This window comes from Pseudomonas congelans (genome assembly GCF_900103225.1).
GTDB classification, from domain to species: Bacteria; Pseudomonadota; Gammaproteobacteria; order Pseudomonadales; family Pseudomonadaceae; genus Aquipseudomonas; species Aquipseudomonas congelans.
The window spans coordinates 821,607-847,848 of the sequence record NZ_FNJH01000002.1; the positions used below are offsets into that span (position 1 = coordinate 821,607).

At 50.2% G+C, this 26,242-nt stretch carries 15 protein-coding genes and 1 tRNA gene; 11 read left to right on the top strand and 5 right to left on the bottom strand.

What is annotated here, in order from left to right; translation table 11 throughout:
• Positions 1-392: 392 nt before the first annotated feature.
• The 9 genes from rfbC (at position 393) to BLR20_RS10900 (ending at position 13,342) form a co-directional block, all read left to right on the top strand.
• On the top strand, positions 393-938 hold the full coding sequence (rfbC, locus tag BLR20_RS10860; protein ID WP_054992427.1) for a dTDP-4-dehydrorhamnose 3,5-epimerase: 546 nt from the start codon (positions 393-395) through the stop codon (positions 936-938).
• A complete protein-coding gene (locus BLR20_RS10865; RefSeq protein ID WP_054992428.1) occupies positions 938-1,765 on the top strand; it encodes an ABC transporter permease in 828 nt (275 codons plus the stop codon). Before rfbC ends, BLR20_RS10865 begins: the two co-directional genes overlap by 1 nt.
• The gene (locus BLR20_RS10870) at positions 1,755-3,122 is read left to right on the top strand and encodes an ABC transporter ATP-binding protein (RefSeq protein WP_054992429.1); all 1,368 of its coding nucleotides are present in this window, start codon (positions 1,755-1,757) and stop codon (positions 3,120-3,122) included. The genes BLR20_RS10865 and BLR20_RS10870 overlap by 11 nt, the downstream gene beginning before the upstream one ends.
• Entirely contained in the window at positions 3,115-7,644 is a 4,530-nt protein-coding gene (locus BLR20_RS10875) for a glycosyltransferase (protein ID WP_054992430.1), read from the top strand. The genes BLR20_RS10870 and BLR20_RS10875 overlap by 8 nt, the downstream gene beginning before the upstream one ends.
• A gap of 161 nt (positions 7,645-7,805) precedes the next feature.
• Positions 7,806-9,914: a glucosyltransferase domain-containing protein gene (locus tag BLR20_RS10880; protein WP_054992431.1), complete on the top strand. Its 2,109-nt coding sequence runs from the start codon at positions 7,806-7,808 to the stop codon at positions 9,912-9,914.
• Between the two features lie 22 nt (positions 9,915-9,936).
• Positions 9,937-11,046, top strand: a complete 1,110-nt coding sequence (locus tag BLR20_RS10885; RefSeq protein ID WP_054992432.1) for a DegT/DnrJ/EryC1/StrS family aminotransferase — start codon at positions 9,937-9,939, stop codon at positions 11,044-11,046.
• Entirely contained in the window at positions 11,043-11,993 is a 951-nt protein-coding gene (locus BLR20_RS10890; RefSeq protein ID WP_054992433.1) for a glycosyltransferase family 2 protein, read from the top strand. Before BLR20_RS10885 ends, BLR20_RS10890 begins: the two co-directional genes overlap by 4 nt.
• A complete protein-coding gene (locus BLR20_RS28225; protein ID WP_054992434.1) occupies positions 11,980-12,930 on the top strand; it encodes a WxcM-like domain-containing protein in 951 nt (316 codons plus the stop codon). The genes BLR20_RS10890 and BLR20_RS28225 overlap by 14 nt, the downstream gene beginning before the upstream one ends.
• 7 nt (positions 12,931-12,937) lie before the next feature.
• Positions 12,938-13,342 (top strand): GtrA family protein, encoded by a 405-nt coding sequence (locus BLR20_RS10900; RefSeq protein WP_054992435.1) that lies wholly within the window; start codon positions 12,938-12,940, stop codon positions 13,340-13,342.
• Between the two features lie 96 nt (positions 13,343-13,438).
• Here BLR20_RS10900 and BLR20_RS10905 read toward each other — a convergent pair whose 3' ends face one another.
• Both BLR20_RS10905 and BLR20_RS10910 read right to left on the bottom strand, forming a co-directional pair.
• Positions 13,439-15,493, bottom strand: a complete 2,055-nt coding sequence (locus tag BLR20_RS10905; protein ID WP_054992436.1) for a glycosyltransferase family 2 protein — start codon at positions 15,491-15,493, stop codon at positions 13,439-13,441.
• A 646-nt stretch (positions 15,494-16,139) separates the two neighbouring features.
• On the bottom strand, positions 16,140-17,546 hold the full coding sequence (locus tag BLR20_RS10910) for a rhamnan synthesis F family protein (RefSeq protein WP_054992437.1): 1,407 nt from the start codon (positions 17,544-17,546) through the stop codon (positions 16,140-16,142).
• 735 nt (positions 17,547-18,281) lie between these two features.
• Between BLR20_RS10910 and BLR20_RS10915 the strand changes: the two genes are divergently transcribed.
• Positions 18,282-20,438 carry a glucosyltransferase domain-containing protein gene (locus BLR20_RS10915; RefSeq protein WP_054992438.1) on the top strand — a complete coding sequence of 719 codons (2,157 nt, stop codon included), beginning with the start codon at positions 18,282-18,284 and terminating at the stop codon, positions 20,436-20,438.
• A 928-nt stretch (positions 20,439-21,366) separates the two neighbouring features.
• Here BLR20_RS10915 and BLR20_RS10920 read toward each other — a convergent pair.
• Positions 21,367-22,368, bottom strand: coding sequence for a glycosyltransferase family 2 protein (locus tag BLR20_RS10920; RefSeq protein ID WP_074594674.1), 1,002 nt, complete (start codon positions 22,366-22,368; stop codon positions 21,367-21,369).
• A gap of 177 nt (positions 22,369-22,545) precedes the next feature.
• Complete coding sequence (locus BLR20_RS10925; RefSeq protein WP_054992440.1) at positions 22,546-24,603, bottom strand: methyl-accepting chemotaxis protein; 2,058 nt, start codon at positions 24,601-24,603, stop codon at positions 22,546-22,548.
• Positions 24,604-25,007: 404 nt separating this feature from the next.
• Between BLR20_RS10925 and BLR20_RS10930 the strand changes: the two genes are divergently transcribed.
• Positions 25,008-25,084: transfer RNA gene (locus BLR20_RS10930), tRNA-Met, on the top strand.
• Positions 25,085-25,256: 172 nt separating this feature from the next.
• Here BLR20_RS10930 and BLR20_RS10935 read toward each other — a convergent pair.
• Entirely contained in the window at positions 25,257-26,153 is an 897-nt protein-coding gene (locus BLR20_RS10935; RefSeq protein WP_054992441.1) for a LysR family transcriptional regulator, read from the bottom strand.
• Positions 26,154-26,242: the final 89 nt, after the last annotated feature.

Sequence of the window (26,242 nt, forward strand, 5' to 3'; positions counted from 1 at the left end):
GGGGTCACTTGTACCGCCCAACCAGGGATGACGGGACTCGAGTCACCCACACGGCCATGAGCTCAGATACCGGACGCGCTTCAATTCGTAAAACCGTCCTGCAATGAAGACCTAGTGTTGCTCATCGTCGGAACCTACATCGGAAAACCAAAAATAGACGATGCATGCCCCGCGCCCTTCAGTATTAACAGACCTACCCCCTTATCCAGCGCAGACATCTTCCGCCCAGGTGGACAGTCTATGGCGCATCCGACGCCCATGAGCCTCGACATCGTAAAACGCGTTTTAGTGGCGCAATCAAATTCCATGGCGCAGGCGTTTTTCAACACACGCCTGCCCCAGCCAGGGCCATATGAGCAGACCCTGATGAGCATCCCGGAGATACGTTACCTATGAATGCAACACGCCTCGCCATTCCAGACGTCATCGTATTCGAGCCCAAGACCTTCGGCGACGATCGCGGCTTTTTCTTTGAAAGCTTCAACCAGAAGGCATTCGAAGAGGTCGTTGGGCGGACTGTAACGTTCGTTCAGGACAACCACTCCCGCTCGGTGAAAGGCGTTCTTCGCGGTTTGCATTATCAAATTCAACAGCCGCAGGCCAAGCTCGTCCGGGTAACCGTGGGAGAAGTCTTTGATGTCGCGGTCGACCTGCGCAAGAGCTCCCCGACCTTCGGCAAGTGGGTGGGGATGCATCTCACCGCCGAAAACAAAAAACAACTGTGGATTCCGGAAGGCTTTGCGCACGGCTTCGTCGTACTGTCCGAAAACGCCGAGTTCCTTTACAAGACCACCGATTACTGGGCGCCGGAACATGAGCGCAGCCTTGCCTGGAACGACGCCACCGTGGGCATTGACTGGCCATTCGGCGAAGCGCCCTCCCTGTCCGCCAAAGATCAGAAAGCCGTGGCATTCGAAAACGCCGAGGTGTTCGCTTAATGAACCCTCATAAAACCCCTTCGGCGGGCCCTTTGCGGCTCGTCAGCAGTCTGTGGACCAACCGCTCATTGATCTCGCAAATGACCAAGCGAGAAGTCATTGGTCGCTACCGCGGCTCAGTGATGGGCCTGGCGTGGTCATTCTTCAATCCGGTGTTGATGCTGGCGGTATATACCTTCGTATTCTCCGAAATCTTCAGCGCACGTTGGGTAGGCGTCGACACCGGCAAAGGCGGCTTCGCTATTCTGCTGTTCGTCGGGATGATCGTGCATGGTTTGTTTGCAGAGTGCGCCAACAGGGCACCTTCTCTGGTAATGAGTAACAGCAATTACGTCAAGAAGGTGGTGTTTCCCCTGGAAATTCTGCCGGTTATCACCTTGGGTTCGGCGCTCTTTCACAGTTGCATCAGCCTGATAGTGCTGGTGATGGCACAACTTCTGATCTCGCACACGCTTTTCTGGACGGCGCTGTTGTTCCCGCTGATTCTGGTGCCGCTGATTCTGGGCACGCTGGGTATCAGCTGGTTTCTCGCATCCCTCGGCGTGTACTTGCGCGACGTCGCGCAGGTCATCACGGTTCTGACAACCGTCCTGCTGTTTCTGTCACCGGTTCTTTACCCGGTAGCGGCGCTTCCTGAAGTCTATCGCCCTTGGCTGCAGATGAACCCGCTTACCTACATTATCGAAGAAAGCCGCAGCGTGCTGCTGTTCGGCAATCTTCCCCATTGGGACAGCCTGGGTATCGCCATTGTGATTGGCGCAGTAATTGCTGTCATGGGGTTCTGGTTTTTCCAAAAAACACGTAAAGGATTCGCTGATGTCATCTGATCAACCGGTTATCAGCGTACAAAACGTCTCGAAGTGTTTTTACACCTACGACAAACCTCATGACCGCTTGAAGCAAGCGCTAGTGCCAAGGCTTCAGCGCTGGTCTGGGCAGGAAACCACTACCACCTACGGTAAAGAGTTCTGGGCGTTACGCGACGTCAGCTTCAATGTTGCCAAAGGCGAAACAGTCGGCATCGTCGGCCGTAATGGTTCCGGCAAGTCAACCTTGCTGCAGATCATCTGCGGAACACTGAACCCGACTGTGGGCGAGATTCACACACGTGGCCGGGTGGCGGCCTTGCTGGAGCTCGGTTCCGGCTTCAACCCCGAGTTTACCGGCCGTGAAAACGTTTATCTGAACGCTGCTGTCCTTGGGCTGACGCGTGACGAAGTGGACGAGCGCTTTGATGCGATCGCCGGCTTTGCCGACATAGGCGAGTTCCTTGATCAGCCGGTCAAGTCCTACTCAAGCGGCATGGCCGTACGCCTGGCATTCGCGGTTCAGGCTCAGGTCGATCCGGAAATCCTTGTCGTCGATGAGGCACTTTCCGTTGGTGATGCCCGATTTCAGGCCAAGTGCTTTGAGCGCCTCAGGCAGCTGAAAGAAAATGGCACCAGCATCTTGCTCGTCACTCATTCCAGCGAGCAAGTGGTCACCCACTGCAATCGCGCCATTTTGCTGGAAAAGAGCAGGATCGAGATGATTGGGGAATCGCGCCCGGTCATCAACCGCTACACCGACCTTCTGTTCGGGCGTGAGAAGAGCCCTATTACCGACAAGAGCCTGGACCTCGCCGAAGCAGAGCGAGTGGAAACCGCTCCAGTCCAGACCGACAAGATAGCGCTGCGTTTTGACGAAGACGTGTACGCCAGCAGGCCTGGTTACAACCCCCATGAGTACCGTTGGGGGGATGGCGCTGCAACACTGCTCGACTTCCATCTGAGTGCATCGGAACGAGAGTTTCCCAACAGTGTCGAGTCCGGTGAGGACATCGTCATTGATCTGGCCCTGCAATTCAATCGCACCGTGGTCAACCCGATTATCGGCTTTACGATCAAGACCAAAGAGGGTGTGACCGTTTATGGCACCAACTCTTACATGCAGGATTGCGAGGGCACAGGCCTGATAGGCAGCGCTGGCAAACAGGCAAAAGCGCGTGTGAAATTCAGAAACGCGCTGGCGACCGGTGATTACTTCATTTCCATCGGCATCGCCTCTCGGCAAAGCGAAGATATCGTGCCTCACGACCGACGCTATGATTCGATACATTTCGTCGTAGAACCTACTCCGAAGCTTCTGGGTTTGATAGACCTGGGCGCCTCCATGGAAATTGAACCGGTACTTGTTGATGTTTGAGCTTGATAAATATGGCTATAACCTGGATGCGGGCACAGATGTCTGGGTGCGCTCCGATTACCAGGGCATCGCCTACAGCGATGGCGACAACTCCGAGAACGAACTGGCAAAAATCGTACGTGAGGCTAAGGACGTATCAGTACTGTCCAGCGAGCTTCCGCAATATTGCACCGATTGGCCTAAGCTTTATCACCTGACCTCCAGCCGTGGAAATATCTTTCGCCCCTTCGAAAGCCTTATCAAAGGCAAATCGATTCTTGAAATAGGTGCCGGATGCGGCGCAATCAGCCGCTACCTTGGCGAAGCAGGTGCCACCGTTCTGTCTTTGGAGGGTAGCCCGCGCCGCGCCGCGATTGCGTCCAGCAGAACCAGAGATCTGGATAACGTTACGGTACTGGCTGAGCGCTTTGATGATTTCAAGCTTGATCAGCAATTCGACGTCGTGACACTCATCGGTGTTCTTGAATACGCCAGTATGTTCAGCGCAGATGCCGACCCTGCCTTCGGTATGTTGAATCGCGTTCGAAAATTGCTGAAGCCCGACGGCCATTTGTTTATCGCCATCGAGAACCAGCTGGGTCTGAAATATTTTGCAGGCGCGCCGGAAGATCATGTCGGCGTTGCAATGTATGGCATCGAAGGCAGATATGTAGATCGGCAGCCGAAAACATTTGGCCGAAAAGAGCTGCAAGCACTTATTGCTCGCGCAGGGTTCATGGCGTCGGACTTTCTATCGCCCTACCCCGATTACAAAATTCCGAATTCGATCATCACCGAAAGTGGCTTCAGGTCTCAAGACTTCGACGCGGCTGCACTGGCCTGCCAGAACACTCGAAAAGATCCACAACTGCCTGCAAACACGACGTTCAACCTGGAAAGAGCCTGGCCAGTTGTCATTGATAACCACCTGGGTATGGACCTCGCCAACTCTTTCCTCGTCGTCGCCTCATGCAAGCCGGAACAGGTAGTGCCAACGGGTACCCTTGCGTACCACTACAGCACAGGCCGCAATGCCGAGTATTGCAAAGCGACCGTGTTCGTCGAGACCCCAGAAGGTATTGAGGTTCGTTACCACCGCCTTAGTGACAAGCCTGTTTCGGAAAACCCAGGAGCTGCGCACAGGTTCATTCTTCCGGACGCTCATGGTTATGCCAAAGGCTCGCTGCTCAGCCTGAAATTCTATGAAGCGGCTTCAACTCACAACTGGGACGTCGGTACATTCACGCCGTTTCTGTCGCTGTATGTGGACAGTCTCAAACGACTGCTCGCGTCGGAAGGCCATGACCTTGCGCTTGATCACGTGAAGGCACGCCTGCCAGGTCACTACATCGATGCGGTAGCACAAAACATCATCCTTGATGGCGAGGGCCAGCCACACCTTATCGACATCGAATGGGAGATGACCGAGGGCGTCGAACTGGGCCATTTGCTCATGCGTGGCTTACTGCTGTTGATTGCCAGCGCAGTTCCTTTCCATCCCACAGCAACCATGATCAGCAGGCGCGACTTCATCATTCAATTGATGGCCAGCGTCGGCCTGACTGTGACGGATCAAGACCTCAATCGCTTTGCTGAGCTGGAAGCCCTCTTCCAGGAAAGGGTCACCGGTCGTGAGGCCGCCAGCTTTCTTAACTGGGCGCCCGATGCGACGATCCAGAAAACCGGTTCTCAACTAAACGAAACGCCTAAAATGGCGACGCTTTATCTGGGCGATACCGAAGGCGGATTTTCTGAGGACCGGACCAAAAGTCAGCGGGTACACGATGGCTTTCAGACCATAGTTTTCGACGTCCCCGGTTCAGCCGGATGCGCCTCTCTGCGTTTCGATCCGACTAACGTTAGGCAGTCATTCTCCATCAGCGCAATCAAGGTTTATAGCGCGAACGCAGAGTTATGGGCATGGCACGATGGTAGCGATGCTCAATTGACAGCTGCGGGCATTACAGCGTTTTCTAGCGACGCCACCGGCACATTGCTCATGACGCTCAACGATGATCCACACGTAATGTTGCCAGCCGATCTAAATCTGTTGATCGCCGGTAAATCATTTAAGGTCCAGATCTCGTTTACTCTGCTCACTGAAAGTCAGGTCGCTGAGAGGCTTCTTCAGCAAGAAGAGGAACTCAAACAGGCGCTTGAAAGCACTTCAGAGCTGAATCGTAAAGAACATTCCGCCCTGGAAGCTATCGAGGCAGAAAGTCAGGCCAAGCAAGAGAGTTATCGCCTTGCGCTGCTGGAGCTAGAGGCTAAAGACGCTGCACTTCAGGAAAACTATCGACTCGAGTTGATGGAGGCTGAAAGCAAGCACTTGGTCGCACTCGAGAACCACAGAGCCGAGTTAAGAGCGCTTGAAGTTAAAAGCCTGGCTGTTAGAGAAAACCATCACCTTATCCTTAAGAGTTATGAAGCCAATACGCTGATTTTGAAAAAAAATCAGCTTCGCCAATTGTCTGAGCTTGAAAGCAAAAACCTGATTTTGATGGAAAATCACAGCTTGGAGCTGGTAGAGAAAGATACTCATATTCATAACCTGAACTTGAACATTATCTCGATGCAGTCTTCTAGCAGCTGGAAGATCACGGCGCCACTTAGGAAACTGGCAAGAGCCTTCTATAGGGTCAAGAACAACGCCACCTCCCTGCCTCTCATCGTTCGACGCGGTGGTGGTCTGCTAAGCACAGCTAAGAAAGCGTACCGTGTATGGCAAATGAGAGGTCTTGCCGGCGTCGTTGCTCAGGCACGATGGGCCAAAGGTGAACCCGCGCAAGCATTCACAGGGCGAGAAACCCGTCACGTTTCAGACCGAAATAATTACACTCAATGGATCAACTATTACGACACGCTGGACCAAACCAAGATTGACTCTATCCTCCAGGAAGTCTCTCAATGGACTGACCGCCCGGTAATTTCTATCATTATGCCGGTGTATAATCCGCCTCTAAACCTCCTGCGCGAAGCAGTTGACAGCGTGATCAATCAACTCTATCCGCACTGGGAGTTATGCCTTGCCGACGATGCCTCTACCGATCCAGAGGTCGTGGATTATCTGAAATCCCTGGCATCGCAAGACGAACGCATCAAAATCATATTCCGTGAGCGTAATGGACATATATCCGAGGCAAGTAATTCAGCCCTGGACTTGGCGCGTGGGCATTTTGTAGCGCTTATGGATAACGATGACTTGCTGTCCAAGCATGCGCTGTATTGGGTTGCCCGCACGATTATCGAGAATCCCGAAGCCGGTCTGATTTATTCAGATGAAGACAAAGTAGACATTGAAGGGACGAGAAGCTCGCCTTACTTCAAATCAGACTGGAATGAATTTTTATTTCGCTCACAGAACATGATCTGCCATCTGGCGGCTTATCGAAAAGACCTCACCATTGAGGTCGGCCAATTCCGAGTCGGCTTCGAGGGCGCTCAGGATTACGATCTCGCATTGAGATGTGTGGAAAAACTAAAACGCGATCAGATTGTACATATTCCTCACGTATTGTATCACTGGAGGATACATGCAGGCAGCACTGCCATGGCGGGAGATGAAAAACCTTACGCTGCCTTGGCTGGTTTAAAAGCCTTGAATGAGCACCTTGATCGAATCGGGAAAATTGGAACCGCCGAACTTTTACCTATGGGTATGTACCGAATTCACTATTCGCTACCCGCTACTTTACCACTCGTGACGTTGATCATTCCGACTCGAAATGCTCAGGCGCTCGTCAAACAGTGTATTGACAGCATACGTAAACGGACGACGTATCCACACTATGAAATCATCCTGGTGGACAATGGTTCGGACGAACCGGAAGCGCTTGAATACTTCGCCGATATCGATCGGGAAGAAAACATACGCGTCGTGCGCGATGAAGGGCCGTTTAACTACTCCGCGCTTAACAACCGTGCCGTAAAACTCGCCCAAGGCGAGTTAATTGGCTTGATCAATAATGATATTGAAGTTATCACACCTGGCTGGTTGGAAGAGATGGTTTCAATGGCTCTGCAGCCCAACGTCGGGGCGGTAGGGGGGCGGTTGTGGTACCCGGATGAAAGGCTGCAGCACGGCGGCGTCATTCTAGGTATCGGGGGGCTGGCAGGGCACTCGCACAAGTACCTGCCAAAAGGTAGTTATGGCTACTTCTGTCGAGCTGCGCTGGCTCAGGAGTTCTCAGCAGTGACCGCTGCATGCCTTGTAATCAAGAAGGCGATTTTTGAGCAGGTCGGTGGTTTTGACGAAGAACATTTGAAAATCGCATTCAATGACGTTGATTTCTGTCTACGTGTCAGAGATGCGGGATATGTCAACGTTTGGACTCCGTTTGCTGAGCTTTATCATCATGAATCGGCTACTCGCGGACTTGAAGACACGCCAGAAAAAAAACAACGATTTTCGAAAGAAGTCAACTATATGTTGCTCCGCTGGCCTGACATCAGAAGCGACTATTGTTACAATCCGAACCTATCACTAGACCATGAGGATTTTAGTTTGTCGTGGCCTCCACGGGCTCCAAAAATCCTACCCTGATCCGCTACCACTGGACAGTGCACCAGCAATAACGCCCATGAAACGCGGTCATCAGTGTACGGTGGCCGCTTTCAGAAAATGAGGGATGTACGAAGCCATGACAGGCAAAAAAGAGTACATTTTTCAGCGAAAAATGCAGAACCCAACCAAGAATCGAGATCATGCTGAATAACAAGATCAACGCGGTGTTGTTAAAGACATTCATTTTTCTTCTCTTGACAGGATGTATATGGCTGTCCCCCCTATGCACGCCGACTCTTGAGTTCACCGTGACCTCCGATACGGCAAGTCAATCTCAGCTGTATACGAGCTCAAACGCCATTTTTTCCGAGACGGGCTCCGAGACTCAGCCACTTACCGTAGGAAAAAATGATTTGAGGTTCAGCTTGCTCAATGCTGCCTCGCCAGCACGGTGGGACCCGACACAGTCCGCTGCTGATATAAAAGTTTCCGGCATACGTGTCACCGTGGCCGGTATAAGAGTGCCGGGCACTCGTATAGATATTCAGCCATTAAATCAGATCACCAGCGTGACAAAAGCACCTGATGAGTACGCCCTATCGATGGCAGCAGATGCTAACGATCCACAAGTATTAGTTCAGTTTGACGATAGCAACATTGCCCTCGCCAGACTGGTTATCTGCATGACACTGTCTTGCTTTATTTTTCTTCTTGTCACTGGCGGCAAAATAGCTGACCGCGTGCAGAATAAGTACGCGCTCGGTATCAACCGGAAGATACTCGACCTCAAGACTCATATCGCCAAACAACAATTTTCAAAGAAAGAATTCTTCATCCTGCTTTTCTTATCAACACTGCTGAACAGCTATTTTATAACCAACCTTTCATTATCGATCGACGATGAAATGGGGGCATTAAGAACCAACCCCGAAGTATGGATTTCTCAAGGACGATGGGCAGTCTATCTGATAGAGCGCTTCTTACTCCCATTGCCAGCGATTCCATTTCTTCCCTACCTAATATTGGACGTAGCGTTGACGTTGTCGTACATGTTGATGACTAGGATCCACGGAGGAGTACCCAGCTGGAAATCATATTTGACCTTTCCAGTATTCTGCAGCTTCCCTACCTGGTGGTTAATATCCGAATTTTCTTCTAATGTCCCCGCCGTTGCGATCGGTTTGTTTTTGACTGTGCTTTCGGCATCTATTTCGACTCCCGTTGATACGGTGAAGAACAACAAGAATTCCAAGTTCAAAACCCTCGCGATTTGCTCAATGCTTGCCATCGCTATAGCGTCTTATCAGTCACTCATTCTGCTTTATCTAACCATGGGGTTAGGCATAATGCTGACGAGAACGCTCTCAACCCCCCAAAGCATGAACTATTGGGTGTTAAGAAACGGTGTACGCTACCTCTTTCTCGCGGCCGGGGGCATGGCAATTTATTATTTGCTAAATAAAATATTTCAAGATATCTCCGGATCCTATAGCGCTTATCTGAATAATTTCTTAAACCTGGATCGAATTATTGAAAACCCACTATCTGCCTTCAGACAGATAGTGTCTGAAGCCGGGCGCGTGTATTTTGGCTCGCCCTATTACTTTGGTGCGTCCATCGGCTTGGCCCCACTCATACTGTTGGTGTCCACACTGACGACTCTAAATACTGCCGCCGCCAAAAACAAATTGATTACCATTTTCATCTGGCTGCTGGTGTTAGCGACCCCTTTTCTTTTGCATGTCTTAGCGGGAGCGAACGGCGTCCCCATGCGCACCATGATTTCACTTGCTTACGTCGCATGGCTGATGACCTTTGTATTATTAACTACTGCTCAAGGGTTCTCTGCTGCTGTCTGCGCACCACTCGTAATCGTTTACTCGATGCAGCTACTGAACCTGAACTCCCAATACATCGCATCTGCAACGTTAACTCAAAAACATGACGAGCTTTTAGCTGCAGACATTTATAGAAAAATTGGCGAAATCGATAAAGACTTTAGTGCCGACAGCCCTGTAAAAATAGATTTTTATGGGCATAAGAAATTTGAAACCATTTATGCAAAAGCCTGGACATCAACCATGCAAGCCTCCTTCTTTGACTGGGACAATGGAAACATATCAAGAATACTCTCCTACCTGAAAATTCAGGGTTACCCGAATCTGTACGCTGCTGATGACAACACCAGAAAAACATTGAAACCCGTATTCATGTCAATGCCTGCATGGCCCGCACCTGGGTCCGTTATAAAGATAAATGACACTTACCTAGTAAAACTAGGCAACGAAGCAGACCCGGCTCATTACTAATTAATTATTCAGGATACTATTTATGAACTCAAAAAATATTGTGCCTTTATTCTCAGCAGCCAAAGCAAATGCTGGCCTGAATTTCATTACTCCTTTGACAAAGACACTTGACTCTCACTGGTATGTTCTAGGCCAAGAAGTTACGAGTTTCGAGAATGAATTCGCGAACTACGTAGGCGTTAGTCACTGCGTCAGCGTTGCTAACGGCTCTGACGCTCTTGAACTGGCTTTAAAGGGATTGAACGTTGGCAGCGGCGATCGAGTTGTGGCTGTCGCTAATGCGGGGTTTTATGGCAGCACCGCGATCCACGCAGTGGGGGCCGAGCCTGTCTATATCGACGTCAACCCAAAAACACTTACTTTGTGCCCTGAAGCATTAAAATCAGTGCTTGATAGCAAGCCATCAGCAATTATCGTTACTCATTTGTATGGGCAACTGGCCGATATTGAAACCATCGTATCGATGGCCTCTTCCGCAGGTGTGCCGGTCATAGAAGACTGCGCACAATCCCATGGTGCACGCCGAGGCGAAAAACAAGCTGGTAGCTTTGGAACGATCGCTTGCTTCAGTTTTTATCCGACCAAAAACCTAGGGGCACTGGGAGACGGTGGCGCGATAGTTACAAACGATGAGGTACTGGCTTCACGCGTTAAACAGCTACGTCAGTATGGCTGGTCGCAAAAATACGAAGTATCCATTCCGGGCGGACGCAATAGCCGTCTGGACGAAATCCAAGCAGCCATCCTTAGAATCAAGCTACCACTTCTAGATACATGGAATGAACAGAGACGCTCCATAGCAAGACGCTACAATGCTGCTTTTGCAAAATTAAAAATGCAGCTCCCCTGCTCTACAGATGAAGATTTTGTTGCCCACCTGTACGTTGTAAGGGTTGAAAACAGAACCCAGTTCTCAGCTGCATTGAAGGAAAAATTTATTACTACAGATATTCATTACCCCATTGCAGATCATCACCAGCCTGCCTACGAAGTCACTCAAAAGTTTTCGCTTGCGGAAACCGAGCTTGCATGTGATACCGTCATCTCTCTGCCCTGCTTCCCGGGCCTGAGCGACGAAGAAGTTGATCGCGTTATAGATGCGGTGACCGCCTACTTTTCCAAGGAGATATGATCTTGCTGACGTTGGTCATTCCCGTGTACCGCAATGAGAGCAATCTTCCGGATTTGCTCGTTGCAGTCACGGCGCTTGATAAGCAACTCGGACACGACCTGGAGGTCGTGTTCGTTGTGGACGGCAGCCCGGATCGCTGTTACGAACTACTCAGGGCACAACTGCCTTCACAATCCTTCAAGTCCAAACTGATCCTGCTGTCCAGAAACTTCGGGTCCTTCATGGCTATTCGCACAGGCCTGCAGCATGGGACCGGCGATCGTTTTGCGGTAATGGCAGCGGATCTTCAGGAACCACCAGAACTGATTCTGGAAATGAATGAGGTCCTTGTGCGCGGCGACATCGATGTTGTCGTCGGCGTACGTGAAGGTCGTCAGGATCCATGGGCAACACGGACGGCCTCAAAGATTTTCTGGGGCTTTTATCGTCGCTATGTCATTCCTGAAATCCCGCCAGGCGGCGTCGATATGTTCGCCTGCAATAAGGCTTTTCGGGATACTCTGCTGACCCTTGAAGAACGTCATAGCTCTCTCATCGCTCAGATCTTCTGGATGGGCTATCGCCGCGAAGTAGTAACCTACACCCGACAGGAGAGGGTTCACGGTACCTCTGCGTGGACACTGCGTAAAAAAGTCAATTACCTGATGGACAGCGTATTCTCCTTCACGGATATGCCTATACGTATATTGACCCGCGTTGGTGCGTTCGGCTCTACGTTTGCGGCGCTGTTCGGTGTGTTCACACTGATCGCCAAGCTCGAAGGCAGAATTGAAGTGCCCGGCTACGCAATGATCATGCTGGCCATTACCTTCCTCGGCTGTTTGAACCTGCTGGGGTTGGGAATCGTCGGTTCTTATGCATGGCGTACTTACGAAAACACAAAGAATAGACCCTTGGCTATCCCGATGCGGATTGAGGGATTTGGAGAAACACATGAGCAGCGGTAAGGATTTCTTTGTTCACAGTCATGCGCTGTGCGAGTCCGAGAATATCGGGAAAGATTCGCGAGTGTGGGCGTTTGCGCATATTTTGCCAGGCGCACGTCTTGGTAGTGAATGCAACGTCTGTGACAACGTCTTCATCGAGAATGACGTTATCATCGGCGATCGAGTGACGCTGAAATGCGGCGTACAGGTATGGGATGGCATTACCGTTGAAGACGATGTCTTCATCGGTCCTAACGCTACATTTACCAATGACCTGTTCCCACGCAGCAAAGTCTATCCACAGAGTTTCGCCCGTACCATCATCAGAAAAGGCGCCTCACTAGGCGCTAACTGCACGATTCTTCCGGGTATCACCATCGGCATCAACGCTATGGTTGGCGCAGGCGCTGTCGTTACCCGCTCGGTACCACCTAACGCGATAGTCGTAGGCAACCCGGCCAAGATCATTGGTTACGTGGACGCCAAGCCTGTCAACGCCAATAGCGAGACACGCCCGGAAAAGGCGGCGCCAGGCGTAACAGCAACATCGGTGAAGAACGTTACTCTGCACACCATGAATGAAGTGGCGGATATTCGCGGTAGTTTGTCGGCAGGCGAATTCGAGCGTTCGGTGCCCTTCAAGTCCGAGCGCTATTTTCTTGTATACGATGTGCCGACTGCCGAGACCCGGGGCGAGCACGCGCACCGTCTATGTCACCAGTTTCTGGTTGCCGTGAAGGGCTCGGTTCATGTTGTAGCGGATGATGGTGTCAATCGTGAAGAGTTTATTCTCGACAAGCCAAATCAGGGAATCCACCTGCCGCCGATGACCTGGGGTATCCAGTATCGCTATTCACAGGACGCCGTACTGTTGGTGTTTGCATCGCATTACTATGATGCCGGGGACTACATTCGTAACTACGAAGAATTCAAGTCCCTGATCGCAAACGCTGAATAACGGCACCATGATGAATCAGGTTGTTTCAAAACTCTTAAAACAGGATTTTGCTCGATTCCTGATGTCAGGCGGTTTCAACACCGCCTTGACTTATGGAATCTATCTTATTCTGTTGATGTTCCTGTCCTATAAAATCAGTTATACGATTTCTTATGTGACCGGAATATTGCTGGCCTATATTCTGAATCGATTTTTTGTCTTCAAAAGCCATCAGGGCCTTCGCTCTGTGATCCTGTTGCCGCTGATTTACGCCATTCAGTATTGCTTGAGTCTGGCCATACTCTGGTGTTGGGTTGAAAAGCTGCAGTTTGACGAAAGGCTTGCGCCCCTGGCTGCCATTGTTTTAACACTGCCTGTTACATTCATCCTTTCAAAATTTGCGTTCGCCGCAAAGGTTGATAAAAACCAGTAACCAACACGATCACAACGGGGCAAACGTTCTGCTTGATCAGGTTGAGGCAGGTGTCAGTGACTACCGACATCTGCCTCAAACAAAGCCCTTTGCAGGCTACACGCTACCGGTCAAATCAGTAACGCGTGGAGGGAACGCTACCGAAAAGTCTTCAGCAGATATAGTCAGGTTAGGGTTGTAATAAGGGTCATGTTTGATAATCGCCCGCCACTTATTCTGCATGTACTCAACTTCGCTAATAAACCTCTTTATTTTTTCAGGCGTGTCTTCAAAGCCACGCGTCGCCGACTCATGATGGTAAAGGTCTGCATTCGGGGTCCAGATATTCTGATACCCGGCCTGCATGATCTTCAGGCACAAGTCCACATCATTGAAGGCAATCTTCAGATCCTTGGCGTTGAGCCCGCCTACTTCCTGGAAGACTGATTTTTTAACGACCAAACACGCTGCTGTTACCGCAGACATCCCCTGGATCAAAGATGCTCTTCCGAAATAGCCGTGATGCCCCCTGGGCAGCATTTTATGAGCGTGCCCGGCGAGAGTGAGTGGCCCCATGATGACGCCACCGTGCTGTAGCCGCTCATCGGGGTACCACAAACGCGCTCCAATGGCTCCCGCATTAGGTTGTAACGCCAGGGATACCATTTCATCCAGCCACTCGGGGTTGATGACTTCAATGTCGTTATTGATCAACCCGATGAGTTCACCCTTGGCGTGCTCTACAGCGTTATTGTTGAGCGCGGAGTAGTTGAACTCGCCGTCGTCACGAAGAACGGTAACACCCGTCAGGCGTGAGAGCATTTCGAAATACTGCAATGATTGTGGATCGTCAGAGCCATTATCAACCAAAATTATTTCGTAATTAGGATAAAGGGTTTTATGACGAATACTTTCTACACATTGCTTTACTAGTCCATGGGCATTGCGGGTAGGTATTATTAAACTCACCAAAGGCTTTTCTTTGGGCAAGTGATAATGAACACGGTACATCCCAAAATCAAGCAACTCGACATGCCCGGCTATCCCAGAGCGTCTCAAATGCTCGTCAAGTGCTCTTTGCCCCGCGGGCAGTGCATAGGGCTTTTCACCAGTGGACATAGCAGTACTGCCAGCATGCATTCGCCAATGATACAGTACGCGAGGAATATGAATAATCTGAGCAGCATCAACTTGTTCGACGCAACGAAGCGCCAGGTCATAATCCTGAGATCCCTCCATCCCCACTCGAAACCGTCCGGCCTTCTCTACAAGCTCCCTTCTATACACACCCAAGTGACAGATCATATTATGTGAACGGAACAGGTAAGGATTCCAATCAGTTTTGAAGTAAGGATTAGACCTTAAACCCTGCTCGTCTACTTTATCTTCATCCGAATAAATGATACCGGCGTCAGGATAACTATTAATAGTTTTGGCGACCCAAAACAGAGCGTGCTCAGCAATAAGGTCATCATTATCCATAAGAACAATAAACTGCCCTTCCGCCATATCCAATGCAGAATTACTGGCCTTCGATATGTGCCCATTTTCTGTACGGTAAGTTACTTTTATTCTATGATCTGATTTGGCACTTTGCTCAAGAAATAACCGAACACGGTGATCGGTTGACGCATCATCAGCTATGCACAGCTCCCAGTTAAAATACACTTGGCTTCTTATACTTTCAATGGCCTCTCTCAGCATGTCGATCGGCGGATTGTAAACCGGCATAATAATCGACAGCAACGGCTGTACTTTCCACCGTCCGATTTCCTCGTACATGCAAAGACGATCTATATCATCGATTGTGTCAAACTCTTCCACCCACTGAGCATAGGTATCGATATGCTCTGGATGGGCGATTCCAGTCGTGTCAAGATCAGACCTGACCTGAGGCGTGTTAGGCAAAGGCAATGGTGCAATTATTGGATGACTGCGGCCAACGCGGCGAAGAGCAGAAACTATCTTCCTCAGTGGAGAGGTTACTTTCCAACTGGTAGAACTTTGTATTTCCATAATAGTAAGATTTAGATTATGGATATGCGTGTCTCGCTCAAGCAGAGCAGCTGTCATTGCCGCCTCTTTGCTAGCCAGCTCTTGTTGCAGCTTTTCCAGGTCAGCAGAAGATTGCTTTCTCTGAAGGGAGTTTTCTCGGCGGAGACGCTTAAGCATGACTCAATGACCTCATAAAATTTTAGAATTCTCTCGAGCCTACCTCATCACCCTTAAGGCAATATGGGCATCTGCGCTCCGACCAACGATTTTAATACTACACGACTTGTGACGGCCAGTTAAGTTTCCAATAAGATTTCAGGCATTAAAATCATCATTTTTTTATTGATTCAATCATTCGTGATCTTCAACGTGTGTGTGTGTGTGTGTGTGTGTGCGTTCCAGCCATTCCCCCCTTTCTATAAACCAGCCGTCATTTAGCGTGATCCGGCAACACGCCGACGGCCAAAAATATCCACCTCTAAAAATTCACACATGGCCTGGATGGACAGATCTCGTTACACTACCAATGCCGCGGTTACGCAGTTGCACCTTTCCTTCTCACTTTTCATGAACAGAACAATGCCCCCCCCCTAAAATGCGCAGCGCCTTTTTAGCCAGCCCAAACGCTTTTCACTGAATAACTCATGTCCACCGACCACGGAGACTTTACTTACAGATCGGCGAACCGAGAAATCTTCTTCAATAACACCTTTTAACAAGTAAGTAAAAAACAGCAGCATTTCGCTTTCTGCTTAGAGTTCACGCCTCAAGACACTGGCCCTCACAGATCGAAAAGATACAAGGTAACCAGTGCAAGTAAACCTTATTTCAATTGAGGTATAAGTGAAATATCGTAAGACATCTTATTCAATTTCGAGCCTATAGACTTCAACTCTTTACTACCTGAGTTTTTGACCACTTCAAACTTCAAAAATGGAAATCCACAGTCTAGCAGCTCTTGCCATTTAAAAATGGTTGCATTATTCGCTCCTGCCTTCTGAAAAACACATGATGTAGTGAGGCCTGCAGCCTTCATCCGACTGGTAAGCGTTACCTCATAATCACGTATCACTCTGCTCTTATCATTATGATTCACTACGGCAGACCAGAATTCTTTGAAGGCGTTTGACCTTATCGCTTTTTCGCCAAACATTAAGAAAAAACTCTGCAGGTGATCTGCATGCTCATGATTTTCAATAAGACCGACCAGGTCTTCAGAGTGGGAGCGTACCTCTGCCATCAAGGCAGTCCCAGTTTTACCAATCGGCCCGATAATGCTGTCATTTGTCAGAATTATTTCTACGCAGTCCATAAGCCATGGAAATGACTTCAGGATATGCGCCCACGCAGCAAAGTCATAACCAATATTTTGACGCACGACAATATTTGAACATCCATTTTTTAATTTCTCGGGTATCGATACGTTACTAAAATCGGACGCAACAATAAGAAAAATAGATAATCCACCCTTGGCAAGTTCCGTAGCATAATGCTCCACGTGTGGCTTGATCTCGCCATCACTACTATGCGTTATCAGCAGTGCAACACGCTCAACGGGCGCAGAGCCTTTGAGAATAGTTAAAAATGCAGATTCTACGTATTCGCCCCACTTTAACGGTTCTGCTCTTCGCAAGACGACACCTGCCCCCATGCCGATTTCCAGATAATGCTTTAACGGATTACCCGAGCAACCGGTCTCCTTTAGGTAAGATTTCGAATCAAATCTGGGAGATGGGTTAAATCCTTCTTCACCGTACTTTATAAAGTGCGTTAGAGGCTCCCTCCCCTCAAGCTTATGCCTATATTTTTCAACGTAGTAATCAGGTTCAAAAAAAGGATTGGGTTCATAACCAAGTTTGCTACCTATTTCAATGTAGTGGAATAGACAGTTCTTCGCATGACTCCTGGATGCAGGATAGCGATCCATATACCAATCACTGCGAAAAAACAAACTTGGCCATCGGCCCTCGGCACAGCCACTCGCCAAGAAATGATCAGCTGGATCAACGCCAGACTCCAAGATGTCAGGATAGTATTGCACATAAAAATCCGGATCAAATAGCCCAGTACTCAGCAGGTCTTCTTTATCGATGGAAGCTATCGTGTACACACGCCCCTCTGCATGACCGAACTCAAGGTAGTGTTGGGCGGGGTTGGCCCCTGCCAATGCAACGTCAGGGTTCAAACGCAGGTAATCGGAGGCAGAGAAATCTGCAGGGAGGGATTTCATGACAATCCTTAAGCTGAAAATTTTGTAAAATGCTAGCACACTTCGCTGATGACCTTGCAAGTAGTGCTGGCGTAAAACAGCAGACATACCGCATGAGTAAAATTTTACTTTTTAACCCGCTAATCCGATCGAACGATGAAAACCCAGTGAGGACGACATCGCATGTTAGACGAGCAAGAACCGCTTGCTGCCTTCCATTTCATGGTCAATCAGCACCTGCCTCTCTACCCCCAACCCGAGACTGCTATCGAGGATATGGACTCTCCGTCAAAGGCTGAAGATGAATTTAGCCTATTTTTTAACCAAGCCGGATAACAAAACACTGACAATCTTCAGATCTGGAAAAGTACCGCTATTCTTTCATAATCGTCAATGAGCGCAAAACCTTTATTTGTGTCATGTCGCTGATCAAGCTCGGCACTGTAGCCGCTTCATCGCGCAGGCCTGGCGACGCCGAGTTCGATCAATGTTGAATACGCTCCCGCCAAGCCCCCGCCAGCGTATCGGCGTTCGATTAATAAGAAAATAAGAGTGCCAATGACGCGCATGTCAACTCCGTTTTCTATAAACATGCGCGCTCGACTCATTCTCGCTCGTCGCACGAATCGAGGTTTGATTGACGGATGTAATTGAGCTACACTCCACTTCATACGCGCCTTTGCGTTGCCATGAATAATAATAAGCCAACACCATTCTCGCAACCGCACATACCATAATTGCAAACCAGGCCCAAAAATGCCCTCTCCAAAAAAAATCCCGGTTTTAAAGAAGCGCTCGATATTCTTATGGATAGCAGCCCTTTGCCTACTCCAGTTAGTGCTTAGTGTGACTCTGTTTTTTTTACCGATTACCAATGCTTCATTGGTTGTTGAAACAAGTTCAAAAATGACAGGTGACTCTCAGCTTTTTTTCGGGGTAGATTCAAACTACACACAGGATAACAGCGCATGGCAGCATGTAGTGCCGGGAAGAAACAAACTGATTTTCCCCCTTCACGGATCTTACTCTTCCTTAAGGTGGGATCTACTGGATGGTCCAGGCTCTCTTGAAGTTGACAACCTATATGTAACCCTCCTTGGGGAGAAGTTAAATACGGGTAATTTATCGTTAACTCCTTTATTCGATATAGAGCAGATGCAATCAGTGGGGGCGAAAACCTATATTACCACACAGGTAGACGCTAGAGACCCCCAAATTGGCGTGACGCTTGACTTCGAAAAAATAAGCAAAGCTCGTGTACTCACCAGCGCCCTTCTTGGCTTCTTTCTGGCGCTTTTTTTAGTTGCACTATTTTATTTCAGAAGCTCTGCAAAAAAATTAATTAATCACATAGATAGCGTAATTCTCGCGGCAGCACGTCAATTACGCAATGACGGCATCAGCCTCAAAGAAATAGGCTGCCTGATCGCGATTGGCTCTATATTTTATGTTTATTTCTTATCAACATTTTCCTTTTCAATTGATGACGAAATGGCGGCCGTACGTCAAGACCCTGCCGCGTGGGTTACCCAGGGCCGCTGGTTTGTATATATTGTAGAAAAGCTAATCTTCCCTCAGTCATCAATCCCATTTGCACCCTATGCGTTTCTAGTCACTATGCTTGCTGCTTCTTACGCATTGATTTTAAGAGCACATAGCTACACCCCGGACTGGAGAAGCTATGCAACCTACCCCATCTTCTGCGCATTCCCAACATGGTGGTTCATATCTGAATTCTATTCAAATATTCCTGCTGTAGCATTTGGTATATTTTTCACAAGCTGTAGCGCCTATCTAGTGCTTGGAGAAAACAATAACGACCGCCTTAAAAACGGGAATCACACACTAAAAAATATCAGTGTGGTCATTCTTCTTGCCTGTGCAACAGCAGCCTACCAGTCACTGATACTTTTCTTTATAGCCATGGTATTCGGAACCCTACTGACCCGCTACCAACGCAATAACTGTGGCGACGGTAAACTCTTAAAGCATACCGCTACAGCCCTGTTGAAAAATATGCTCTTAGTTTTAGCCGCGTTGGGAACCTACATTGCAATCAACATGATTGCGCAAAAAATCATTGCTGCAGACAGCGGATACATTGGTAATTTTATAAACTACAAAGCGCTTGCCGACCATCCATTTGACGCCTTAGAGTCAGTCTTTACGGAAATGAAACTTATCTACACTGGCGACTCAGCACGTTACGGTACGAGCATGGGTCTGTCGGCACTTTTAATTATAGCTTCGACGTTGACTGTATTATTTAAAAGCCATGGAAAAATTGCCGTTCCGCTTTTTCTCTGGGCTGGCGTGCTGACGATTCCCTTCGCATTCAATCTTGTTTCCGGAGGCTCCCCGTTGCCCATGCGCACTCTGCTGGCGATAGCGTATGTTAGCTGGATAGCAAGCTTACTTATACTTTCCAGTAGACGTCCATTCATTCTGGCCCTTGGAGTGTTGACTGTCCTGCTTTATCAAATTCAAATTTTCAGTACAAACTCCCAATATATGGTTTCTGCGACTATAACCCAGGCTCATGATCGGGCACTGGCAGCAGATATTTATAGAAGAATAGGTGAGCTCAGTAATGATTTTGATAGAAATGCACCACTGGAAGTTGATGTTTTTGGTAAAAAGGTTATAACCACTCTTTATGCAAATGGCTGGTCATCCACGATGCAGGGGTCTTTCTTTTCCTGGGACGACGGCAATGTCGGTAGAATGGTCACCTACATGAGAGTCATGGGTTATGAAAACCTGACGACACCTGCAGCCGAGGAACGAATAGCAATGACTCCGATCTTCACAGAGATGCCTGTTTGGCCTGCGGCTGGATCGGTAAAAAAGATTGGCAATCGGTACTTGGTCAGGCTTAGTAAAGAACCAGATCCCACACACGCGAAGTTCTAGCACTGTACGATGACTTGCTTGTTGCTTTGAACATTACACCTCGTAAACAGGATGAGCACTGAAGAAAACGTATTTCGGTGCGATCCATTCATAGAGCGCTCCCCTCAAGGACGCTCCGTGAGCTAATGATGGCGACGGGCTAAATCATCACCGAGTATTTACTGGTTCTGGTCGACGAAACCAGCTTTAGTAAAAGCTTATATCTAGTATCTACGTACGACTTGCTCGATGAAAGCATCCCTATTACGGAAATATTTTTCAATGAAGTCGCTCGGCTTACGCAATACTCAAGCAGCCACTCGACTTATTGCGCGCACTGGCATTACAATGTTACGCATGACTATTAGTTTCAATACGAAAATCACATAGAACCCGAATTTAAATTTTTAACGTCCATGAGCGTGCATCCATTGAATCTTTGAGTATGAATTCACTTGCAACATCACTGATGATCGGGCCGATCAAGCAATATGACTTTAATAAAATCAAACTCAGCTTCAATACTGAGTGCATACCTTATGCCACGTGCTCGTGTAAGGATGACACCCGCCACGTATACCATAACAAACGCGCAAGCTATCAAAGCAAGTAATATTCGTGCTACTCTTTTTTTATACAAACAAAAACTGGACGCATCTAGGAAACGTTAAGAAATTGGAAACCCGATATAGCAAAAAGCGCCAGCACAGCAATATCCCCTGATGAGTTATATCCCTTAAGCATCGAATCCAAAACCAGAAGCCCTATAGTGATAGCTAACTAACAATGCTAATGCCGCAAGGTGCCTAATACAATCAAATGAATTATTGCTATTAACCACACGCGGCTCCACGCACCGTAAACTTTCCAATGAAGATGCTTTGACGAATATGCCTCTCTGGATCATTACAAAGCGCCTTGCGTAACACAACGCAAGATTGCTCGCCTGCTACACCCGCCCCACACACACTGCCAATATCAGACTTAGATTACCCTGCACCGTCTGCCGGTAGATCCCGGCCTTTCGCAGAGTCAAGACGCGCTTCAAAAAAACTTCTCTTCGACCGGTGTCGAAATACGTCAGTACGCTCCTGCTTTCTTCAGTGAGCACAGACTCCATCCCCTTCAGAACCGACACGTTCGCATCGTTCCACTCGACAAATCGTCCCGAGAGCATTTTACGAAACCGCACCAGCCTTTCTCGAGTACTCGCATTCGCGCCTATCAAGTTTCCTCGGTGCTGACGATAGTAGAGGCAGGGGTCGGCATCATAGAAAACCTGACCACCACACCCTGTTACAAGAAGGTAGGTCAGCCAGTCATGGGCGATCAGTGGAGCGTGTTCAGGCAATTGGGCCAAAAGATCCCGCGCCGCCTGGTTGATCAGCATCGTATTGGCACCTGCCAGACTCTGAACCAAGGCATTTTTGAAAGACGGCGTTTTTTTGAATAGCGGGGAAACCCCGATTACCTTCAGGTCTGCATCCACCAGCCGGGTTCTGGAGCAGTAAAGCGCCGGCGCATCGGGCTTCAAGAGCTCAAGGCGCCCCACGCTTCTCTCCAGCTTGTCGCTGAACCAGACGTCATCCTGGTCACTGAACGCAAAATAATCAGCTTCTATTTCAGGGCGCTTGACCAGAGAGACAAAGTTCTCCGCGAAGCCCTTGCAGGGGCCGCTGAAAATGACTAGTCGCTCCGCCCCCCAGCGAACCTGGTATTCGGACAAAATGCGAAGAGTGTCGTCGGTCGACGCATCGTCGGAAACATAAAGAACCCAATTGCGAAAGGTCTGAGCGGAAAACGACTCTAGCTGCTCACGAAGGTACTCAGCCCCGTTGTACGTGCACATCAAAATAGCGACGCGTGAGCGACCTGACACCTCGGATAAACCTCGACGTCTTAGCGAGCCGTCACCATCCGCTCTGTGTTTTTCGGTGAGCTGCGTTCTCAAGAAACCTTTCGCCTGCAAAAACCGCGCATTTTACGCCTTGTGTCGACTCCCGTCAGTCCTCAAATGATTGAATGCACATCCGTTTATCCAACTTTCATACATCACGGCCACAAATACGAAAAAACCGGCTGTGTATGACCACGCCGGTTTTTCAGTGTGACGTGGCCAGCCGTCCAATCACCCCAACCGAAACCGCGCCGTATTGTCATTCAACGCCCGGCTGCCCTGACTCAGTGTATCCGCCGCCTGATTGACCGCACGGGCACCTTCCAGCAAACGCCCTGCGGCCTGATCGACCTGCTGGATGTTGCTGCTCACTTCATCAGCGGTCGTCGCCTGTTCTTCCACGGCGGTCGATATCTGCGCCAGCGTATCGGTCACACCCTGCACTGCTATGGCGATTTCGCCCAGGCGGACGCCCAGCCCGGTCACCGACTGCGCATCGTTGACGGCTTGCCCGCAGGCCGCTTCCATCAGGTTGACCGCCTGCGTCACGGTGGAGCGCAAGCTGTCGACTGTGCCGGCGATCTGAGCGGTCGAGGCCTGGGTGCGCTGGGACAGGCTGCGCACTTCATCGGCGACCACGGCGAAACCGCGACCCTGCTCACCGGCGCGTGCCGCCTCGATGGCTGCGTTGAGGGCCAGCAGGTTGGTCTGTTCGGCGATACCGCGAATGGCATCCACCACCGATTGAATCTGCTGGCCCTGCTCGCTGACCCGACCCAGCGCGGCGGCAGTTTCGGTCAGGCGCTGATTGAGCTGCTGAATGCTGTCAGTGGTGCGCTGGCTGTCCTGGCTGCTTTGCTGAGCAATCTGGCGCGTCTGCCTGGCGCTTTCCGATGCCTGCTCACAGCTTCTCGCCACGCCTTGAGAAGTGGCAGCCAGCTCGGTGGCTGCGGCGGCGATCTGACTGATCTGCTGTTGCTGGTCCTCGACTTCGGTGAGCGTCCCGCTGGACTGAGCACTCAGCGTCAGCACGGCGTCGCCGACGCGAACGGTTTCCTGATTGACGCCCAGCAGGCTGGTACGCAGTTGCACCACCGCGACATTCAGCGCGCGACTGATGGCAGCAAGTTCGTCACGGCCCTGCACAGCCACTTCCACACACAGATTGCCGTCACGCAGGGATTCAGCCAGCGTGGTGATGCCTTTGGCGCTGTTGCGAATCGAGGATTGCAGACAGGCGAACAGATAGATCGCCATGATCACCAGAACACAGAAGACCACCGCCATCGGGATGAACTCCGTGTTGGAGGTCTCATGGTAGTAATCGAGGCGTCCATTGAGCGCCTCAAGCGACTGCCTGCGCAAATCCACCATGCTGCCGGTCAAGGCGTCGATGCTGTTTTCGAACTCTTCCGGCTTTAGCTTGATACTGCCGCCGAAAACACCGTCATCAATCACCTTCAGCTGTGCTTCCAGCACTTGCATTACCGCAGCGTACTTGTCGGCCCAGGGCTGTAACTGCTCGGGAAGCTTGGATAGCAGCAGGCCGGCAGCCTTTTGCATCTGATCCTTGGAATCATCGATGCGACCACGCAGATCACGCATTTGCAGACGGCTCTGCAGGCTGAACTGACCGGATGCCACCGACGTCTGCCCCACACTCGACAGACGACCGATACGCTCGATCAGGTCCGGCACTTGCTGGGTGGAGAGCTGCATGAGCATGTAGGTTTCAAGCCATGGGTCGAGAATCAACCCGCTGTCCATGGCAATCTGCTCGCGCAGTGCCTGGACCAGATTCAGCACTGCAGTGAATCGGTCATAGCCATCAGGCCACCAGCCCACCGTGCGCAATGACGCCGTATCCAGGCCGGTGACCGCGGCTTGCAGCGCCTTGAACCGGTTCATGGTATCAACCGGCGCTTTCTCCTCGACCAATACGGCCTGAACGCCCTCCAGCGCCTTGGCAATACGAGGGATGCCCGCATCGACGCTGGCCATGGCAGCTTTTGCAGCCGGAGTCGGCTCGCGCAGGATGTCGGCCGCTTTCCAGCGGGCGGCATGGTCGCGCTGGGCGGACAACTCGACGTTCAGATCATCGAGCGCGAGCAGTTGACGCACGCCTGATTGCTCTCCGGAAATGACATCGAGCTTGTTGCTGTACTCCTTGGTGATGACCCACGCGCACCCCACCAGCGGCAACACGAACAGCAGGAACAAGACCTGAAACTTGCGAGCAAAACCAAAATTTCCCATCAGGCGCATGCCTGGTGACAAAAGACTGTTCATGTCCTGCGACTCCCCGTGAACACCTGCCAGATCTGCACAAACAGAGGCGATGCCTTTTTTTTAAAAAACGCTAGCAGCAAAATGCCATGTTCTTGTTTCAATGGCGATACGTGTTGCTTCACATTGGTACGAAAAGCGCGGGCGCCGCGTTGTATTTCATGCAAAGGGCGCAGTAATTGACGCTTCATGCACAACAAAGCAAGAACCGGACCGTAGATCAGGCTGGAAACGTTCTTTATATGGCCGCATGCTCAAGCCATACGGGAAGACATTGACGATGCGCTCAAACCCCGAAAAAACGCACCCTCAGCGAGGGTTGAGCCCTAACCGGTTGATCGCACGCAATTATTTTTCACAACAACGCTTGACACATATGCGTTCTCCGAGAATAATGCGCGCCACTTGGCTACATAGCTCAGTTGGTTAGAGCATAGCATTCATAATGCTGGGGTCCGGGGTTCAAGTCCCTGTGTAGCCACCAAGTACCGATTCACAGTTTTCTTCTGATAACTGTGAGTCAACAAGAAGCCCGCCTCGTGCGGGCTTTCTTGTTTCTGGCTTTCCCGTCTTGTCCCCTCCTGGTGCCCCCGGCTCCGTGCACATGCTTCAGCATCGATCGCGCTAAAGCACGCCTCTGGAATGATCAGCCCAAATCAGGATTTCATTTGCAGACGGGTTTCCCTGGCGAGCGCCAACCAGGCCTCGGCCGCAGGTGACAAGTGCGCGTTCTTGCGCCATGCCAACACCATATGCCAATCGGTATCCGGCTCGCTCAGCGCAACCAATCGAATCCCGTCGTGATAATGCTTCTGCGCCAGCATCCTCGGCAGGAACGCGACACCCAGCCCTGCCGAGACCAGATCGACAATAAAGTCGACCTGACCACTGCGTGCGGTCACTTTGGGCGTAACGCCCTTGCGGTCGCATGCCAGTTTAATCATGGCGTTCAGTGCAAACCCGGCTTCGAAGAGGATAAACGGTGTTTCGGCCAATTCTTCAATGAAGACCCGTTTGCGCTTTGCCAACGGGTGGGTTTCTGCCACGACCACCACCACCGGCTCGATGCGCACATCCTGGTAATCGAACTCTTCACTGAACGAGTTCATCTTCAACAGTGCAGCCAGCTCTACTTCTCCCGAAGCCAGGCACTCATGCAGTTTGCTCGCGCCATGTTCCGTAAGCTGAATATCGATGTCCGGATAGCGGGCGCGGTATTGAGTGAACATCGTGGCGAAAAGCGCACCGCTGCCCACGGGTGGCAGACCGATGCGCAGCACGCCGCCCTTCAAACCGCGCAGGTCGTTGAGCTCGGTCAGCAGATCGTTGCGTTCAGCCAACAGAGTCAGAGCGCGGCGGTAGACGATTTCTCCGGCAGCGGTCAGCTCGCTGCGGTGGCCAATACGGCTCAACAGCGGTGTACCCAATTCATCTTCAAGCGTCTTGACGGCTTTGCTGACGGTGGACTGGGTAAGCGATACAACGTCAGCGGCCTGGGAGAAGCTACCCTGACGTACCACTTCGACAAAAGTGCGCAATGTTCGAAGGTTCACAAGTATTCGATTTCCGACTGAATTCAAGTTGTATTAGTTGTTTTGATCATAGTCGGTTTTTTCGTAATCTGAACCTGCCGCTCACGTCT